This is a genomic window from Flavobacterium sp. LC2016-01 (assembly GCF_009711135.1).
In the GTDB taxonomy this organism is placed as follows: Bacteria; Bacteroidota; Bacteroidia; order Flavobacteriales; family Flavobacteriaceae; genus Flavobacterium.
Genome location: NZ_WMIC01000009.1, coordinates 74,712 through 95,215, shown reverse-complemented (window position 1 = coordinate 95,215; position 20,504 = coordinate 74,712). Strand labels below are relative to the sequence as shown.

Annotated in this window: 13 protein-coding genes; 6 read left to right on the top strand and 7 right to left on the bottom strand. The window is 34.2% G+C overall.

Annotation, left to right across the window (positions count from 1 at the left end):
• Positions 1 to 49: 49 nt before the first annotated feature.
• From GKZ88_RS17905 to GKZ88_RS17890, 4 genes are all read left to right on the top strand, one after another.
• On the top strand, positions 50 to 3,295 hold the full coding sequence (locus tag GKZ88_RS17905) for a SusC/RagA family TonB-linked outer membrane protein (protein ID WP_155103706.1): 3,246 nt from the start codon (positions 50 to 52) through the stop codon (positions 3,293 to 3,295).
• Between the two features lie 11 nt (positions 3,296 to 3,306).
• Entirely contained in the window at positions 3,307 to 4,752 is a 1,446-nt protein-coding gene (locus tag GKZ88_RS17900; protein WP_155103705.1) for a SusD/RagB family nutrient-binding outer membrane lipoprotein, read from the top strand.
• Between the two features lie 87 nt (positions 4,753 to 4,839).
• The gene (gene rlmB / locus GKZ88_RS17895; protein ID WP_155103704.1) at positions 4,840 to 5,574 is read left to right on the top strand and encodes a 23S rRNA (guanosine(2251)-2'-O)-methyltransferase RlmB; all 735 of its coding nucleotides are present in this window, start codon (positions 4,840 to 4,842) and stop codon (positions 5,572 to 5,574) included.
• A gap of 43 nt (positions 5,575 to 5,617) precedes the next feature.
• Positions 5,618 to 6,421 carry a DUF2490 domain-containing protein gene (locus GKZ88_RS17890; RefSeq protein ID WP_155103703.1) on the top strand — a complete coding sequence of 268 codons (804 nt, stop codon included), beginning with the start codon at positions 5,618 to 5,620 and terminating at the stop codon, positions 6,419 to 6,421.
• A gap of 3 nt (positions 6,422 to 6,424) precedes the next feature.
• Here GKZ88_RS17890 and GKZ88_RS17885 read toward each other — a convergent pair whose 3' ends face one another.
• The gene (locus GKZ88_RS17885) at positions 6,425 to 6,931 is read right to left on the bottom strand and encodes a hypothetical protein (protein ID WP_155103702.1); all 507 of its coding nucleotides are present in this window, start codon (positions 6,929 to 6,931) and stop codon (positions 6,425 to 6,427) included.
• 65 nt (positions 6,932 to 6,996) lie between these two features.
• Entirely contained in the window at positions 6,997 to 7,764 is a 768-nt protein-coding gene (locus GKZ88_RS17880; RefSeq protein ID WP_155103701.1) for a rhomboid family intramembrane serine protease, read from the bottom strand.
• A 172-nt stretch (positions 7,765 to 7,936) separates the two neighbouring features.
• Here GKZ88_RS17880 and GKZ88_RS17875 point away from each other — a divergent pair, with 172 nt between their 5' ends.
• On the top strand, positions 7,937 to 9,214 hold the full coding sequence (locus GKZ88_RS17875) for a replication-associated recombination protein A (protein WP_155103700.1): 1,278 nt from the start codon (positions 7,937 to 7,939) through the stop codon (positions 9,212 to 9,214).
• 15 nt (positions 9,215 to 9,229) lie between these two features.
• Here GKZ88_RS17875 and GKZ88_RS17870 read toward each other — a convergent pair whose 3' ends face one another.
• The 5 genes from GKZ88_RS17870 to GKZ88_RS17850 all read right to left on the bottom strand — a co-directional run bounded on the left by GKZ88_RS17870 (position 9,230) and on the right by GKZ88_RS17850 (position 13,682).
• Complete coding sequence (locus GKZ88_RS17870) at positions 9,230 to 10,003, bottom strand: hypothetical protein (RefSeq protein WP_347343895.1); 774 nt, start codon at positions 10,001 to 10,003, stop codon at positions 9,230 to 9,232.
• A complete protein-coding gene (locus GKZ88_RS17865) occupies positions 10,003 to 10,689 on the bottom strand; it encodes a YjjG family noncanonical pyrimidine nucleotidase (protein WP_155103699.1) in 687 nt (228 codons plus the stop codon). Before GKZ88_RS17865 ends, GKZ88_RS17870 begins: the two co-directional genes overlap by 1 nt.
• A gap of 3 nt (positions 10,690 to 10,692) precedes the next feature.
• A complete protein-coding gene (gene radC, locus GKZ88_RS17860; RefSeq protein ID WP_155103698.1) occupies positions 10,693 to 11,382 on the bottom strand; it encodes a DNA repair protein RadC in 690 nt (229 codons plus the stop codon).
• 191 nt (positions 11,383 to 11,573) lie between these two features.
• Entirely contained in the window at positions 11,574 to 12,929 is a 1,356-nt protein-coding gene (locus tag GKZ88_RS17855) for a Mur ligase family protein (RefSeq protein WP_155103697.1), read from the bottom strand.
• A gap of 66 nt (positions 12,930 to 12,995) precedes the next feature.
• On the bottom strand, positions 12,996 to 13,682 hold the full coding sequence (locus GKZ88_RS17850) for a hypothetical protein (RefSeq protein WP_155103696.1): 687 nt from the start codon (positions 13,680 to 13,682) through the stop codon (positions 12,996 to 12,998).
• A gap of 130 nt (positions 13,683 to 13,812) precedes the next feature.
• On the opposite strand from GKZ88_RS17850, the gene GKZ88_RS17845 reads away from it, so the two are divergent.
• Entirely contained in the window at positions 13,813 to 20,346 is a 6,534-nt protein-coding gene (locus tag GKZ88_RS17845; RefSeq protein ID WP_155103695.1) for an MG2 domain-containing protein, read from the top strand.
• Positions 20,347 to 20,504: the final 158 nt, after the last annotated feature.

The window sequence follows — 20,504 nt, the reverse complement described above, 5'->3', positions numbered from 1 at the left end:
GTTAACAAATTATTAAGAGTTTTGCGATACTAATTCAAAATATTTAAAAATGAAACTAAAGTTCAATGGATTCTTAGTGCTTTTATTAGTACTAGTAGCGCAACTTACTTTTGCGCAAGAAAGAGCCGTTTCAGGAATAGTTTCTGACAATGCCGGAATGCCTTTGCCAGGTGTGAGTGTATTAGTTAAGGGAACAAAATCTGGAACGCAAACTGATTTTGATGGTAAATTTACTATCAAAGCATCATCAAGCCAAATTTTGGTATTTAGCTACATTGGGATGAAAACTCAAGAAGTAGCGGCAAGTTCAACTTCATTAAACGTAAAATTAGCAGCTGCTGCGCAAGAACTTGAAGGAGTTGTTGTAACAACTGCTTTAGGTATTAAAAGAGAGAAAAAATCTCTTGGTTACTCTGCTCAGACAGTATCAGCTGAACAAGTTGGAACTGTTCCAACAGGAAACTTCACAAACAACTTATCAGGAAAAGTTGCTGGTCTTAGTGTAACTCAAGGTACTAACTTTGGAGGATCTACAAACGTAGTTCTTAGAGGTTTCAAATCACTTTTGGGTGACAACCAGGCTTTATTCGTAGTTGATGGTGTGCCAATTTTGAACAATAACGTAAACAGTCTTGATCAAAAAAGTGGTAGAGGTGGTTACGATTATGGTAATGCTGCATCTGATATCAACCCAAACAACATTGCTGAGATCAACGTGTTAAAAGGTGCTGCTGCAACAGCTCTTTACGGATCTAGAGCACAAAATGGTGCGATCATCATTACTACTAAAAAAGGAAAAGCTAGAACTGATTTATCAGTTGAATTCTCTTCTTCTTACACAATGTCTACTGTAGACAGAACAACTTTCCCTAAATACCAACAAGAGTACGGAGAAGGTTATTTTGGACAAAGATTCTCTACTTACAACGGGCAGCCAAGATCTAGATCTGGAGACGATGCTTCTTACGGACCTAAATATGATGGTTCTCTAGTTTGGCAATATGATGCTTTTATTCCAGGTTCTCCTAATTATGGAAAACAAACTCCATGGAAAGTTGCAGAAAATGGTCCTATCGAATTTTTTGATACAGGTACATCTACAATCAACAATATCTCTTTAAATGGAGGTAGTGAAAAAGCTACTTACAGATTAACTTACGCTAACACAGACAGTAGAGACATTTTACCAAATTCATTGTTAAGCAAAAACAACTTTAACTTTGCTGGTACTTACAAATTCAACGACAAACTAAGCTCTTCTTTCAATGCGACTTATGTTTCACAAAACACAAGAAACAGAAACTCAACTGGATACGGAGGAAACCAATTGGCTGGTTTCAGACAATGGTGGGCTACAAACGTTGACCTTAACGAGCAAAAAGATCTTTATTTCCAAAGCCGTCAAAACTATACTTGGAACATCAAAAGTGCTGCAGACATTACTCCAGCATACTGGGACAACCCTTATTTCCAAAGATATGAGAACTACAACAACGATAGCAGACAAAGAGTTGCTGCTAACGCTAGTATTACTTACGACGTAAATAAAAATTTAAGTTTTACAGGTAGAGTTGGTACTGACGGTTTCAACTTAAAAACAGAAGATAGAATTGCTCCAGGTTCAACTCCAGCAACTCTAGGTTCTAACGCAAACCTTCAAAACCTTCCAGCTCAGCCATCTGGTTACGCATTAGATCTTTATAACTATAGCGAGCAAAACTATGATTTCTTAGCTACTTACAAAAAAGACTTAACTGAAGATTTAAATCTTAGTGTGCTTCTTGGTACAAACTACAACGTACAAAGTAAATTCAGTAATCAACAAATGACTTCAGGAGGTTTATACATTCCTGGATTATACACTATCTCTAACTCAGTTTCTGCACCTGCTCTTCCTAGAATCGTAGATACTAGAAAAGAAGTATTAGGTTTATTTGCACAAGCTACATTAGGATACAAAGGAACTTACTATTTAGAAGGTTCTGTTAGAAGAGATCAATCTTCTGCTTTACCAGTTGATAACAATGCATATTGGTATTCTGCAATTTCAGGAAGTGTTGTTTTCTCAAACTGGTTAAAAGATGTTGAGTTCATCAACTTCGGTAAATTCAGAGTTGCTTACGCTCAAGTAGGTTCTGATACAGATCCAAACCAATTATTAGATAACTATACTGCTAGAACTCCATTCGGAACTCCAGTATATTCATTCAATACTACTGCTAAAAATCCAAACTTAAAACCACAACAGTTAGATAACGTGGAGCTAGGTTTGAACATGCAGTTTGCACAAAACAGACTTGGATTTGATGTTGCTTGGTTCCAAAACAAAGCATACGATCAAATTTTACCATTGCCAGTATCAACTGCTACTGGATCAAACTTCAACACTGTTAACGCTGGAACATTAACTACAAAAGGTTTTGAGGTTACTCTTACAGGAACTCCTGTAAAAACTGACAACTTCTCTTGGGATGTTAGCGTTAACTGGTCTAATCCTAACACTAAAGTTACTGAGTTAGCTCCTGGTATTGAAAACATCCAAATTAACACTCTTCAAGGTGGTGTAAGTATCAATGCTCCTTTAAACCAAGATTATGGTCAAATTTGGGGAACAACTTACGTATTAGATGCTTCAGGAAACAGAATTATTGGTTCTAACGGTGCATACGAAGTTTCTACAACAACTGACAACAAATTGGGAACTTACCAAGCTGATTGGATTGGTGGTATTAACAACAAATTCAACTACAAAAACATCTCTTTCAGTTTCTTAATTGACATGAAAAAAGGCGGAAGCGTTTTCTCACTTGATCAATATTATGGATACGGAACAGGTATTTACGCTAACTCTGTTGGAAACAACGATTTAGGAAACCCTATCAGAAATACATTACCAAACGGTGGTGGTGAAGTTTTACAAGGTGTAATGGCAAACCCTGCTTACACTCCTGGAGGAACTCAACCACAATATATTACAAACACTACAAGATTAGACAGATCTCAATCTAGCCAGGTTTTAGGTACTGACCCACCTGCTGCTGCATTTGTTTACGATGCTGGATTTGTAAAATTAAGAGAGGTTGTATTAACTTATAATCTTCCTTCAAGCATTTTAGGAAGTACAATTAAAGGAGCTTCTTTTAGTGTAATAGGTAACAATCTTTGGATCATTGACAAAAGCTTGCCTTATTCTGATCCAGAAGCAGGATTGTCTTCAGGTAACACACAAGGTTACCAATCAGGACCTATGCCGACAACAAGAAATATTTCTTTTAATGTCAAAGTTAATTTTTAAAAAAAATGAAGATGAAAAAAATCATAGCAATATTAGCAATAGGTCTGTCAATGACAGCTTGTGTTAATGAAGATGCAAACACCGACCCAAATAGTGCCTATACCACGGTACCGGGTTCATTGATCACTTACGCACAAAAAGAATTAAGCGACTATGTTAATACTCCAAGCGTAAACGAGAACAACTTTAGATTGACAATGCAATACTGGCAAGAAACAACTTACGTAAACGAAAGTAACTACGACTTTACAAACCGTAACGTTTCTAACCAAATTTACTCAGACAACTACGTAAACGTATTGAACAATCTTGGTAAAGCTAAAACGATCATTAATGCTTATGCTCCAACTGCAGATGAACTAGCAGCTTGGCCAGCAAACAAAAAGACTCAATTAGCTATTATTGATATCATGCAAGTTTATACATATCAGCTTTTAGTAGATACGTTTGGTAATATTCCTTACACTCAAGCTGCAAACCTTGCTCAATATCCATTGCCTGCTTATGATGATGGAGCGACTATTTATGCTGATTTAATTACAAGAATCAACGCTGACATTACTGCATTAAGCAGTGGTACAGCTAATAGCTTCCCAACTTTCTCTTCTGGAGATAAGATTTATGGAGGTGATCCAGATGCTTGGCGTACTTTTGCAAACTCTTTAAAATTAAAACTTGCAATCGGAATCGCAGATTCAAATCCAACTTTAGCACAAACTAATGCACTTGCAGCTATTGCAGCTGGAGTAATAACATCTCCTGCTGGCGATGGGCATTTCCCATACCAAGAGGCTTCACCAAATTACAATCCTTTGTATGAAAACTTAGAAGCAAGCGGTAGAGAAGATTTCGTTGGTGGAAAAACTTTAGTTGATTACATGAACGCATCTAACGATCCAAGATTACCTGGATACTTCACAACAAAAGGTGGTATATATATTGGTCTTCCAATTGGTGAAGGTGGTGAATTTGCAGATTTCTCTCACGCTGGAGACTATGCATACACTCCTGATACTCCTGGAAATATCTTGACTTCTACAGAAGTTGCTTTTTACGTTGCTGAAGCAAATGCACGTTGGAATACAGCAGCAGCACCAGCAGCTTATACTGCAGCGGTTACTGCTTCAATCTTAGAATGGGGTGGTTCAGCAGCAGATGCTACAGCTTACCTTGCAACAAAACCATACGATGCTGTTAATTGGAAAAAATCAATTGGAGAGCAAGCTTGGGTAGCGATGTACAATCAAGCTTTAACTGGTTGGAATTTCTGGAGAAGATTAGACTTCCCTGTATTATTGGCACCTCCTACAGCAATTAATAACGCTGGTGGTAAAGTTCCAGTAAGAATGGCTTACCCAGTTCTTGAACAACAAGTAAATAGCACAAACTGGAAAGCTGCTTCTACAGCAATCGGTGGAGATTTATTGACTACAAAACTTTTCTGGGATAAATTCTAATTTTAGACCGAAAAACTTAATATTAAAACCACTCTGTTCATTCAGAGTGGTTTTTTTTTATATAAACAATATACCTATATTTGCATCATGGAAAAAGAACATCAAATATTTGGAATTAGAGCCATTATAGAGGCAATTCAGGCAGGAAAAGAAGTTGATAAGGTATTTATACAAAAAGAAATTTCTGGAGAATTAATGAAAGATTTAATGAAAGTGATGAAACGCGCTAACATTAATTTCTCTTATGTACCGGTTGAAAAATTGAATCGCCTGACTCCAAATAACCATCAAGGTGCTGTTGCCACAATATCGCCTATTGGTTTTATTGAATTAGAACATTTAGTTGAATCAACTATTGAATCTGGTTCAAAACCATTATTTTTAATTTTAGATCAGATCTCTGACGCAAGAAATTTTGGAGCTATTATCAGAACTGCCGAATGTACGGGAGTAAACGGTATTATTGTTCAAAAAGCAGGTTCTGCACCCGTAAACGGTGACACAGTTAAAACTTCTGCAGGAGCTGTTTTCAATGTTCCAATTTGTAAAGTTGAACATATTAAAGATGCCATATTTTATTTGCAGGGATCTGGGATCAAAACGGTTGCTGCCACTGAAAAAACAGATCAAAATATCTACGACATAACACTAAATGAACCTGTAGCAATTATTATGGGTTCTGAAGACAGAGGAATTAATCCTTCGGTTCTTAAAATTGTAGACGAAAAAGCTAAACTGCCAATGTTTGGCACTATTGGGTCTTTAAATGTTTCCGTAGCCTGCGGTGCCTTTTTATACGAAGCTGTTCGTCAAAGAAGTTAAAAAGTATTGAAAGAGTTAAGATGACAAACTAATATTCCAATTAATGTCTTCAAAAAACACTCACAACATAGTACTCAAAAAAAACATCTCCATACTTGTAATTTTATTAATTACAAGTATGGCTTATGGACAAGCCAAAACCTACAATCAATTTTGGAATGAATACCAATTCAACAAAACAATCAATAAAAAATGGTCTGTTGAATTAAACCTTGGAGCTGTCTATAGCAGTACAGAAACTTCTTCTAATATTTTCCAAGAAAACACTCAAAGATCAATAAGAGGCTGGGGACATTATTACTTATCTCCGCGCTGGAAACTTTCTTCTTTTTTAGCTTATAATCATAATAAAGATGTACCTGAAATAGGTCAGTTTGAATCGCCGGAATGGAGATTTGCATTACAAGGCATCTATTATTTTCATAAAACTGGCTACACTTTAAGTACCAGAATGAGACTTGAACTGAGACACCTGAAAAATGAAGATGACAACTACGATAATGTAATTCGTTATCGTCAACAAGTAAAATACATAAAACCAATTAACAGCAAAATCCTCAGAGAAGGCGTTGTTTATGCAATTGCCTCAGAAGAAGTGTATTTTAAATCAGGAGCAAAAGTAACCGGAGAAAATTTTTTTGACCGAAACAGATTAAACATCGGAGCAGGTTATTTATTTACAGATGACATTCAAGTTGAATTAACTTATGCCAACGAATATCTCCCAAGAAATAGCGGCAACCAGATTGTAAACGCAACGTCACTGACCTTGACATTTAATAATCTTTTTAAAAACCTAAATAAAAAATTATTACAGAAAAATGCTCCGCCCTCAAGCGACGAGTAAGTATCACTTTTCTTCTTCTTTCAAAAAGCAATCAAGCTGTCTTATAATGGCTCGTTTATGCAATTTAAAATTAAATTCTCGTACAAAATCTGTCCCTTCCATTCTAATTTCAGCAGACACTGCTTCAAATTTAGAGAACGAATCCAGATCTTTATCATCAATTAAATATAAAACCTGCATTATTGAATCATTTTTGATATACTGTGTATCATAATGCTTTAATGTGTACGTTTTATTATCTGCCAAATGCATAATCAAATCATCTTTAATTTTTTTTCCTTCTTTTTTTGATGGAAATGGAGTTGGCTGCAAGGCTATAAAATAATGCTCTTTGTCGGTTACAATATTAATCTTTAAGGATTTTGAATTTGTTGTATAAAAAACTTCAGGATCAAAATAATACACCATTGAGCCATCAGCCAATATTCTATTTTTAATATTGCATTGCGCAACTGCTTTGGTGTTTACTAAAAAGAACAAAACAACAAAAACAAACCCTATCTTCTTCATATCTAGTTAAATAAAATTAGAATATCTCTAACAAAAATAATCTTTTTAAGTCAAATGAAGAATTATCATTGCCTATTATCCTCAGATTCAGATTTTGTGACAACATAAACCACAGGAAAACTTGAACTGAAATAATTATTTCCTGAATCTGACTCTTCTTCAGGAATTTCAGTATTTACAAAATTTCCGTTTTCATCAAAATGTTTCATAAAAGGATCTTCCTCTGGGTTAAAATCTGGCTTCTGCCAATCATAAACAATAGGTTTTGTATACTCTGGCGTTTTATAAAACAATGACAAAACAAAACCTGTAATAAAACCACCCAAATGTCCTTCCCACGAAATTGCAGCATCAACATCTGGAAAAACATACCAGATCATACCGCCGTACAATAAAATTACAGAAAGCGAAAGTGCAACTAAACGATAATACCCAGTCTGAATTCCTTTGAAGAAAATAAAACTCACTAAAACATAAATCAATCCGCTAGCGCCAATATGATAATTTTCTCGGCCAATAATCCAGGTAATCAAACCTGAAAATAAAATTCCGTAACCAATAACGGGAATTGTCTGCTTAGGATAAAAAAATTGCAAAGCGGCAAGCAAAACTAAAAGCGGAATTGAATTATTATATAAATGTTCCAGATTTTCATGGATAAAAGGACTAAACAAAATACCCTGCAAACCCGAAAAATCTCTCGGATAAATTCCGTTTTGATAAAAATCAAAGTCGAAGCGAATCTGAAACCAATAAATGACCCATAAAAAAAGGACAAAAAATACCGGAAGTCCAATTACAGCAGTAGAAAATTTAAAATCTTTATCATTCATGTTTTTAAGAAATCAGTTTCAATTATTGGCATCAAAAAACTGTCCAAATCTAATTTACTGATAATTTGTCATATTATAAAACATGTCTCAGATTGTAACAATCCTTCTCTGAATCATCTGTTTTAACTTTTAAGAGACAAAATCTAAAATTAAAAAACAGTAATTTTGTAAAATGGAAGCACCTTTAGCCGAGCGTATTCGCCCACAAAAATTAGAAGATTATGTAAGTCAGAGTCATTTAGTTGGCCCTAACGGATCTTTGACACAGCAAATTTCAAAAGGAATTATTCCGTCTTTAATCTTTTGGGGACCGCCGGGCACAGGAAAAACCACTTTGGCACAAATTATTGCACAAGAATCTAAACGTCCATTTTATATATTGAGTGCTATCAATTCTGGTGTAAAAGACATTAGAGATGTTATTGACAAAGCAAAACAAAGCGGCGGATTGTTTACTGCCAAAAATCCAATTTTGTTTATCGATGAGATTCATCGTTTCAGCAAATCACAGCAAGATTCACTTTTAGCTGCTGTTGAAAAAGGCTGGATCACGTTAATTGGCGCAACGACCGAAAATCCAAGTTTTGAAGTTATTCCGGCATTATTGTCGCGCTGTCAGGTTTATATATTAAATGCATTCACAAAAGATGATCTGGAAGCATTATTGCATCGCGCAATGAAAGCAGACGCTTATCTGGCATCAAAAAAAATAATCTTAAAGGAAACAGAAGCTTTACTGCGACTTTCTGGCGGAGATGGCAGAAAACTGCTTAATATTTTTGAACTGGTAATCAATGCTTCTGAAGGTGATGAAATTATGATTACAAATGACCGCGTTTTTCAATTAGTACAGCAAAACACTGTTTTATATGACAAAACGGGCGAACAGCATTATGACATCATTTCGGCTTTTATAAAATCAATTCGCGGCAGTGATCCAAACGGTGCTGTTTATTGGCTTGCCCGAATGATTGAAGGCGGTGAAGATGTAAAATTTATTGCCCGAAGAATGCTGATTTTATCCAGCGAAGATATTGGAAATGCAAATCCAACTGCATTTATTATGGCGAATAATACTTTTCAGGCTGTAACCACAATTGGTTATCCTGAAAGCCGAATTATTTTGAGCCAATGTGCCATTTATTTAGCGACTTCTCCTAAAAGCAATGCTTCGTATATGGCAATTGGAAATGCGCAGCAATTAGTAAAACAAACTGGCGATCTTCCGGTTCCCATTCATTTACGAAATGCGCCGACTAAATTGATGAAAGAATTAGGATATGGCGACGATTACAAGTATTCACATGATTACGCCAACAATTTTGCTGAACAGGAATTTTTACCAGATGCTGTAAAAGAAACGGTTCTTTACAATCCGGGAAACAATTCTCGAGAGAACAGCAACCGCGAATTTTTAAAGAACCGCTGGAAAGATAAATATGGTTACTAAAACCAGATTTTATATTTAGAATTTAACTGAAACTTTTTCAGAAACTAATTTGTCATTTTGATAATACTCAAAAAACCACTGATTGTCTTTTGCATTTAAAGTTCCTTGAACACCATCTTTAATTGCGATGAAAGAATCTGGACGCGAAGTTTTCAATAATTTCATTACCACTTTTGGTGTTTTATCAATTAATTGAAATCCGTTTTCTGTTGGCTGAGCGTAAAGTAAATTTGGATCAGTAACATCAGCAACTGGAGCTGGAGTTGCAACTGGCTGTGATGGTGTTACCGCAGCAGCAACCGCAACCGGAGCAGCAGTAATCATACCTGCTCTAGGGTTAGATGCAACAGTTTTGCCGCTATATTTATAATGAAGACCATTTACTGAAATAAAAGCCATATTTAAACTTTCTCTGTATGCTGCTTCATAATCTTTTTCTTTGCTTTTACCAACTTCAGAAGTGTAAATCACTTTACCGTAACAATCTTTTAGTTCAACAAAAAGCTTAGTCATTAAAAACGCGTTATCTTTTCTAACGTCCATATACAAAAGCTGACAACGGTCGCTAAATTCAGCTGGAAGTTCTTCATTTGCATAAAAAGCCTGAAAGCCCGCTTTAGTTAAATTTCCTTTACTTATTGTTGCCATTCTATATTGATTATCTGATTTCATAAAATCATATTTCAACGGCACAACAACCGCTTTATAATCATTCACAGACTCCGCAGATTGTGCAAATCCAATAACTGAAATAAAAAGTACAGTCAGCAAAAATTTAATTCTCATCATTATAAATATTTTTTAAGTTCTAATAAATGGTTTATTTGTTTAATATTTTGAGCTACTTCAATTTTTTTCTCATTAAAAAAAATAGCATCCAGACCTGCATTTAATGCTCCGTTCACATCAGCATCTAAACAGTCTCCAATCATGATACTATTTTCTTTTGAAGCTTGGGCCAAATTAACAGCATAATCAAAGATAATACTATTTGGTTTTTTTACACCAGCTAATTCAGAATTTGTAATGGTATCAAAATAACCTGAAAGTGAGGCATTTTTAATCTTTTTATCCTGAACACCCGCAAAACCGTTTGTGATAATGTGCAGTCGGTACTTTGGTTTTAAATATTCCAAAACTTCAACGGCGCCCTCAAAAAGATGATTATTATCTGTTAAAAACTCGATGTAGTAATTTGCAATTTCGTTGATATTTTCATCTGAAATTTCATAATTCAAAGCATCAAACGAAAACTTTAATCTGTTATAACGAAGTTCAGTATGCGTTATTTCATCGTTTTGATATAACTTCCAGCATGCTTGATTGATAGGAATATATTTTTCAATAAAATCCTCCGTTTTTATTTCGGGATAATTGTTTTTAAAGATACGGTCGAAAGCCATTTCAGAATTTTTGTCAAAATCCCAAAGTGTATGATCTAAATCAAAAAAAACGTCTGTAATTGTGGTATTCATAATCTAAAAAATTCCTTCATCTACAAAACTATAATATTTTGTTTCAGTAATAATCAAATGGTCTAAAACTTTAACATCTAAACTTTCGCCGGCCTGTTTTATTCGTTTCGTAATCTGTTTGTCAGCTTCGCTGGGAGATAAATTGCCTGACGGATGGTTGTGACACAAAATCAAGCTAGTAGCTCCATTTTCAAGTGCCAATTTAAAAACTAGGCGAACATCAACTATAGTTCCAGTAATACCGCCTTTGCTGAGCTGTGACTTTGAAATCACTTTATTAGAATTATTCAGAAAAAGTACCCAAAATTCTTCATGAGCCAATTCACCGATTATAGGAACCATCAATTCAAAAACTAATTTGCTCGAAGTAATTTTTATTAATTCGACAGTATCTTCGGCACGTCGACGGCGCCCGAGTTCCATAGCGGCAATAATTGCAATTGCCTTGGCCTCTCCTATTCCCTTAAAATTCATCAATTGCGAAATCGACATTTTTCCCAAAGCATTCAAATTTTCGGCATTCTTCAAAATTCTTTTGCTTAAATCAACAGCCGATTCGTTTCGGCTTCCAGAACCAATGAGAATAGCAATCAACTCGGCATCGCTTAAAGCACTTTTTCCTTTCAGCATTAATTTCTCGCGAGGCCTGTCATCTTCTGACCAATTGGTGATTGGGAAATGAGTCTGTTCCATAAACTAAATGATTTTTCAAAAAGCGAATATATCAAAAAGAAAGAAAAATCATTCAAAAAATACAACAATTAGATAATGTGTTAATTAGTAAATTAGGTAATGAGAAAATTTATCAATTAGAAAACTCCAAAAAAAAAGCCGATTGTCTAAAACAATCGGCTTATTATCTAATTGACTAATTATCAAATTTTCTAATTAATCAGACCTTTAACTTCATCAAAGTTTAATCCGCCATAATTTCCAGAACTCATTAATAAAAGTGCCGAATTATCTAAATTCAAATTGAACAAATATTCTTTGAATTCAGCTGGATTTGTATAAATCACAAGATCTTCACGATTAAATGCTTTTGCAATCTGCTCGTAAGTTACTTCTTCTAATTGTTTGATTTTTACAGCATCTGGTGAATAAAAAACAACAGCAACATCAGCATATTCTAACGCGCCTTCGTATTCTTTCAAGAATTCAGCATTTAAACTGCTGTACGTATGAAGTTCTAAACAAGCTACTAAAGTTCGGTTTGGATATTGTTCTTTAACGGCTTTTGTCGTCGCTGCAACTTTACTTGGCGAATGTGCAAAATCTTTGTACGCTACTTTTCCTTTTCCTTCAGCAATTTTTTCTAAACGTTTAGAGGCACCTTTGAAACTTGCAATTGCCTCATAAAAATCGGCTTCATCAACACCCATATTCTGGCAGATCCATTTAGCTCCGGCCAGATTATTTAAATTATGCGCTCCAAAAACTTCAATTGGCATATCGCCTTCTGGAGTTTTTAATAAAGTAACGCCATCACTTACGGTATATTCTGGAGTATGATACGCTAATTTACGAATTGGATTTGTTGCCGCTTCTGCAACACGTTTTACTTCTGGATCATTTTCGTTAAAAACTAAAATCCCTCCGTTTGTAATTTTTTGGATAAAAATCTCAAACTGCTCTACATAATTTTCATACGTTGGAAACACATTAATATGATCCCAAGCAATTCCTGAAATTAAAGCAATATTTGGCTGATACAAATGAAATTTAGGGCGTCTGTCAATTGGTGATGATAAATATTCATCCCCTTCCAAAACCACAAAATCATTTTCTTCAGTAAGATGAACCATAGTATCAAAGCCTTCTAACTGCGCTCCTACCATATAATCAACTGCAATATTGTGATAATGCATTACGTGCAAAATCATCGAAGTAATCGTAGTTTTTCCGTGAGAACCACCAATTACGACACGTGTTTTGTTTTTAGACTGCTCGTATAAAAACTCTGGATATGAATAAATTTTCAGCCCCAATTCTTGAGCTTTCAGCAATTCAGGATTATCTGCTTTTGCGTGCATTCCTAAAATGATTGCGTCAATATCAGCAGTAATTTTTTCTGGAAACCAACCTAATTCGGCAGGAAGAATTCCCTTTTTTTCTAATCTTGATTTTGAAGGTTCAAAAATAGCATCGTCACTTCCTGTAACCTGATATCCTTTGTTATGCAATGCTAATGCTAAGTTGTGCATAGCACTTCCGCCTATCGCGATGAAATGTGTTTTCATTTAAATTCCAATTATTAAGTTCCAAATTCCAATTAAATACAGAATTTGCCTTTAGATATTTTTATGTTAAGCTTCGAATTTTCGTTTTAAATCCTGCGCTTTTTTTGTGTCTTTTAATTTGTTCAAATATAAATTATATAATTTTTGAAATGTGACTTTTGAATTGCCAATTTCATGTGCTTTTTTATAATTTTTTTCAGCCGAATCGTATCGTTTGAAATATTCGTCAATTCGTCCTCTTGATAAATAACCGTCAATTGGGGAAAACTGTGCCAATTCGTTAGAATATGCCATTGCTTTTGATTCACTTCCGCCTAAAATTCCGGGTAATTGCAAATATATTTCAATCAGCGCCCATCTCGCCTGAACATGTTTCGGGTTTAATTCGATTGCCTTTTCAAAAGCTTCTTTCATGTCGCCCACCATTCCAAAAGCTTTTATTTTATTTACTTCGAGAGAATGCATTGCCAGACAGCCGCCGTATTTAAAGAAATAATCAGCAACTGTAGGTTTTAATTCCTTCAATTTTTTAAAATAGGAAGCACCTTTAACCCAGGATTTTTGATAGGCCGCAATATCACCCAGATATTCCAGTGATTTTATATCTGAAGGATTATTTTTTATTATTCCTTCAAAAAGCACTTGGGCTTCATTGTATTTTTTGGAATGAAATAACTTCTCTGCTTTTTCAAAATTAGATTGCGCCCAACAGCACATTGGAACAATTAAAAAGAAAATCAGCAGCTTTTTCATATTTCAAAAATAAGGAAATATAAAATGCTATTTGCTTTTGAAGTTAAATTAGTAATTTGTACGAAAATTATTTTCAATCTCATTCCAACCTTTCCGCCGAAATAATCCTCTATACTAGAAAACCCCACTTATGAAAAATATATTATTTGTATTCTTATTTCTTTCTGCTACAATCTTTGCACAGCAATCTGACAAAAAATGGGATAAAATTATTGCTTTTGAAAAAGAAGGAAAAATAAAATCTGCTAATGAAATTGTCGCTGACATTTATAAAAACGCAAAAGCTAAAAAGGACGAAGAACAAATAATAAAATGCTTTTTCTATCAATCTAAATACATTCAAATTTTAGAAGAAAATGCACAAACCAAGATTATAAACAATTTAAAAGCGACTATAAGTCAGGTTTCTGCTCCTTCAAAAGCAATTCTGAATATCGTTTATGCCAATTGCCTGAATAATTATTTCAACACAAATAATTATCAGATCACACAGCGAACCAACATTGAAACGGCTTCTGCTGATTTCCTGACATGGACCCAAAAGAATTTTGAAGATCAAATAAATGCTGCAATGAAAGAAACACTGCAGAACGAAAATTTGCTAAGAAGCACACCGCTGAGCAAGTACGAATCTATATTTGATTATGCTAATTCAGAAAAATTCAAAACTGAAAATCTCTACAATTACGTTTTAGATCAAAACATCAATTTCTATACGCAAGAACTGCATCGTTGGGAGATCCCGAAAACTGTTTTTATTCCTTATAAAAAAGATTTCTTTGGAGATTCTCCGGCATTTACAAAACTGAATTTAGATTTTATAACTAATGCAAATCTTCGCTTAGTTGTTTCGCTTTATCAAAAAAAAGAAAGCAACAGCCCAACATCAGATAATCAATTTGAACGTTTGCTTTTTTGCAAAAACTTCTTATTTCAAGCCGATGAAGATTATTCTAAAGCACTAGATAAACTTCAAAAAAAAGCCGATGACAAAATATTAATTCAAAAAATTCAATTGGAAAAAGTTCAATACTTAGTTCTATTTGCATCAAAAACCTTACATCCAGATTACAACACTAAGGCTCTTGCTATTTTAGACAGCATTATACAAGTCAACAATAGATCGAATGAGCACAAGAAAGCTATAAGTCAAAAACAAAAACTGCTTTCAAAATCATTGACCGTCCAGCTTCAAAAATATATTTACAACAATGAAAATACTCGTGCTTTTATTCAATACAAAAATGTAGAACACTTAAAAATTTCATTTTATAAAATCGATCAACAACAAGTTTTGTTTTTCATGGGTTATCGAAATTCAAGAGAGACTCAAGCCGAGGAAATTGTAAACAACAAAAAGCCAGAAATAACAGAAGCTTTTACTTTAAAAGATAAAAAAGACTATTTTCAATATTCGACAGAAGTCTTGCTCCCAAATTTAAAAACAGGATCTTATCTTGTTTATTTTGAAACTGAAAAAGATACAAAAGACGAAAAAGCAACCGCTTTCGAAACTTTGACTGTAACTAATCTTTCGATCTCAGTATCAGAAGTTAGTATGAATGAAACGTATCAGGTTTTAGACAGAAAAAAAGGAAATCCTTTAAAAAATGTAAAAGTCAGTTCGCCAAGATTTACGGCTATAACTGATAAAAACGGTAAAGTTTCTTATAATAAAATAGGAAAGGGCCGAAATTACGAAACACTGCAAGTTTCATTTGAAAATGATACTATTACAATTGGAAATAATTATATACTGCGCAACTACGCGTATCAATTAGACACTGTAGAAAATTTACAAGCTAAAGTAGAATTTTACTTGGATCGCGCGATTTACCGTCCGGGCCAGACTGTATATTTTAAAGGAATTGCAATTCAGAAAAACAATGACAAAACAAGTGTTGTTCCAAACACTGCTTTTAGGGTTTTGATTCAAGATCCTAACAATAGTGATTTCAAAGAATTTAATATTACTACAAACGAATTTGGATCTTTTTCGGGAGAATTTACTTTACCTAAAACGGGATTGATGGGTAATTTTAGCATTACAGCCTTAAAACCAGCCAACTTCGAAAAGGAAAAAGAGAAATATCCTTTTTGGGTAAAAGCAAATTTTGACTATTCTCAAACCCATTTTAGAGTTGAAGAATACAAACGTCCGAAATTTGAAGTCACATTTGATCCTAAAAAAGAAACTTTTCAAGTCAATCAATCAGTAAAAGTAAAAGGTACTGCAAAAGCTTTTGCCGGAAGCAATGTTTCTGACGCGACAGTAGATTATACTGTTAAGCGTTTCACCAGTTATATGAATAATTATTTTGGCAGAGAAGATGAAGAAGAAATTGCCGAAGGAGAAGTAAAAACAGATGCTTCAGGCAAATTTATTATTGATTTTACTGCTTTGCCTCCTGAAGATTCAAATAAAAAAGAATTACCCATTTTTACCTATGAGATTGAAGTTTCGGTTACAGATATTAATGGCGAAACGCATGAATCGCGCACCGAAATAAAAGTGGGTTATCATGATTTGATTTTAGAAGCTGCGATGCCAAGTAAAATTCAAACCAAAGACAAAAACGAAATTATTTTAACCAGCACCAACCTCAACGGCGAATTTAAAGCGGCAAATGGCGAAGTGAAAATATATTTTGTTCGTCCGTTCTTGAATAAATTTAAAATTAGAAGTTCTGAAAAACCAGAAATTGAAACGATTTCCGATCAAGATTTCGAAAAATTATTTCCTTATGAAATTACAGGAAAAGAATTTATAGACGAACCTAAAGAAACTCTAGTTTACTCGAAAAAAGTCAACACCGAAAAAGATAAAACTATTGCGTTAGATTTTATTTCAAGTTATAAATCGGGAAGCTATAAAATTGTTTTTAGCGCAAATGACAGTTTCAACAATCTAATTGAAGCAACAACAAATTTTCAGCTGACGCAAAGCAAAGACAAATTTAATCCGAGTAAGTTATTTACAGCACAGCAAATTAATGACGATCCAAAAAAAGATGGTTTTGTCGAAATAAAACTGACTTCACCAATTCAAGAACTTTACATTAACACGGCGGGAAATTACAAAAGTGGATTATTTTTTGAAGAAACAAATCATCTTCAAAACAATGAAGCCGTTGTTAAAATTCCGCTTAGGCCTGAATTTGAAAAAATACTAAAACTAACATTTGAAAGTATTTTTGAGAATCAAGTTTTTAATGACGAATTAGATGTTACACTGAAAAGCGAAACGCCAAAATTAGAATGGAAAGCAGAAAGCTTCAGAAGTAAAATCGAACCTGGAAGTACTGAAAACTGGTCGTTTCAGCTGAAAGCAAGCAACACAAAAAAAGAAGCAGAAGTTTTGGCCTCGATGTATGACAGCTCTTTAGATAAATTTACATTTACGAAATGGAATGGTCCAACTATATATGACTACAATTATAATTCTGGCAACAGAAAAACGATATTAGGCTTTGGCGAAATATATCAAACATTACATAATTTAAATAGCTATATTCCAAAAATGCAGTTTTCGAGCGAGTCGACAAGCTTGATTTGGTTTGGGTTTGATTTTAATAATCCAAATGGCACTTATCAGCAAAGCCAATATTTAAAACAGCTCATCAAAAAAGTAAAAAAACCAGCAAATGCAAAAATGATTTCTGGAATCCTTACAGACACCAGCGGATTAGCACTTCCGGGAGTTTCAGTAACGGTAAAAGGGACACCAAGAACTGCAACTTCAGACTTTGACGGTTATTATGAAATTGAAGCTGTAACTGGCGAAGAATTAGTTTTCTCTTATCTCGGATTTAAAAATACTTCAGTTAAGGTGGCCAATGACAAAGTTATAAATCTAAGTCTTGAAGATGACTCTAGCCAGCTGCAAGAAGTTGTCGTTATTGGTTATGGTACTCAAAAAAAACAATCTCTTACTGGAGCGGTAACACGGCTTGAAAGCGCAGATTTCAAAGTTCAAGCAGATATACAAGCTTCTGATTCAACATTTATGGCTAAGGCAGTACGAATAATTCCAGGCGATATAAACAATCCTGAATACTATTTTCAAACCAAAAAGCTAATATTTGTTCCTGGGAAAAAGATTGTCAGTGGCTTAACTTCGATGATAATAAGTTCTTCAACATTGTATATTATTGACGGCGAGATTTCATCAGAAGAAAATTTCAAAAAAATAAATCCGGAAGATCTTGTAGACATTGATTTTTTAACTGCAGATAAAGCCATTGCAATTTATGGGAACAAAGCATCTGCAGGAGCAGTTATCATTACAACCAAAAAAGCAATGGAAGCTTTAACCCAAGTAAAAGCTAGAAAAAATTTATCTGAAACTGCTTTCTTCTTTCCTCATTTAAAAACAGATGCTAAAGGAAATATAAGTTTCAACTTTACTTCTCCAGAAGCTTTGACAAAGTGGAAACTTCGTTTATTGGCACATAATAAAGATGCTGTTTCGGGTTATTTAGAAAAAAGCATTATCACGCAAAAAGAATTGATGGTTTTACCGAATTTCCCACGATTCTTCAGAGAAAAAGATACCATTATAATTAGTGCCAAAATTTCGAATGTGACCAATGAAGCAAAAACTGGAATCGCAAGTTTACAGTTTTTTGATGCCACAACGATGCAGCCAATTGATGGTAAAATGCTCAATGCTAAAAACATTAAAAACTTTACAATTAACGCTTTTGGAAACACAAGTGTAAACTGGACTATTGCAATTCCTGAAGGTTTGCAAGGTGTTCAATATAAAATCGTGGCAAAATCCGGCAATTTTTCTGATGGAGAAGAAAACATACTTCCGGTTTTGACAAATAATATGTTGGTTACCGAAAGTATTCCGCTTTGGGTTCGTGAAAATTCGACGAAAGAATATACGTTTGAGAATTTAAAAAACAACAATTCTTCAACTTTAAGAAATCATCAGTTTACACTTGAATATACTTCAAATCCAACTTGGATTGCCATTCAGTCACTTCCTTATTTAATGGAATATGAACATGAATGCGCGGAGCAGACTTTTGCTCGATTTTATGCGAATGCACTAGCATCAGAAATTATTTCGAGCAATCCGAAAATTGCGGGCATTTTTGAAACTTGGAGAAAAAACGGAAAACTGCATTCAAAATTAGAAGATAATGAAGAACTAAAATCGATAATTCTTGCCGAAACGCCTTGGCTGAATGATGCACAGAGTGAAGATGAAAAGAAGAAAAATTTAGCACTTCTATTTGATTTAGAAAAAATGAAAACTTCGCAAGAAGCTACATTCGAAAAATTAAAAAAGAAACAAACTGCTTCTGGCGGATTTCGATGGTTTGACGGCTACGCAGAAAGTGAATATATTACGAGACATATTTTAGCCGGTTTAGGTCATTTGGCGAAGCTGAGTACATCTGAAGATAATGAAGATAAAATAGATCAAATTGCAAAAAACGCAATTCCTTATTTAGACAATGACTTTTTAGAATATTATAGAACGAGAACACAAAACTTAAAAGCAACCGACAAATTAATCTGGATCAATCCGTATTCTGACTTGCATTATCTGTACACGAGAAGTTTTTATTTGGAGAACTATCCAATGTCTGATGAATTAAAAAAAGCTTCAAAATTATATTTGGAAACGGCTAAAAAAGATTGGCTGCAATATTCACTTTACGAAAAAGGATTAGCAGCGGTAACGCTAAATCGTTTTGGAGAAAAAGAAACGGCAAAAAAAATAATTGAAAGTTTAAAAGAAACTTCTTCAAATAATGAAGATTGGGGAATGTACTGGATTGCGAACAAATCGGGCTGGTATTGGTATCAGGCACCAATTGAAACTCAGGCTTTATTGATTGAGGCTTTCGCCGAAGTAACAAATGATACCAAATCTGTTGATGCGATGAAAGTCTGGCTTTTGAAAAACAAACAAACCAAAAACTGGCCCACAACAAAATCAACCACTGAAGCGATTTATGCCTTATTAATGCAAGGAACCGACTGGCTTTCTGTAAAAGATAATACGGTTATAAAATTGGGAGACGAAAAAATCGTTACTAAAAAATTAGCCGAAAATGAAAAAGAAGCTGAAACGGGATACATTAAACTAAACTGGAAAGCTGAGGAAATTAAAAAAGAAATGGCTTCAATCAAAATCGAAAACAAATCTAAAGTTCCTGGTTTTGGTGGTGTTTACTGGCAATATTTTGAAGATTTGGATAAAATCAAAAACGATTCAGGTGCCGTTTTATCTGTTTCGAAAGAACTATATCTAAAGAAAAACACTCCAAAAGGAGACGAATTGCAAAAGATAACAACTGAAAATTCTTTAAAAATAGGTGATTTAGTAACAGTCCGTTTAATTATTACTTCGAAAGAAGATGTTGAATATATTCATTTAAAAGATATGCGAGCTTCCTGTTTTGAACCTGTAAATGTTCTTTCGGAATATCAATATAAAGATCGATTAGGATTTTACATGAGCACAAAAGATGCAGCAACACATTTTTTCTTTGATCATATAAATAGAGGAACTTATGTTTTAGAATATGACATCCGAGTTAATAACGGTGGTGAATTTTCAAACGGAATCACAACCATTCAAAGTATGTATGCGCCAGAATTTTCGAGTCATACAAAAGGGATTCGGGTGAAAGTGAATTAGAAAAATTCCAAATTTTAAATTGCTTCGCCAGTTCGCTAGCGCTCGTGTCCAAATTCCAACGAAAGCATATAATCTATATTTGTCAGTCTGAGCGAAGTTTGTCAGTCTGAGCGAAGTCGAAGACCCCGTTCCAATTGGCGAGCCTTCGACTTCGCTCA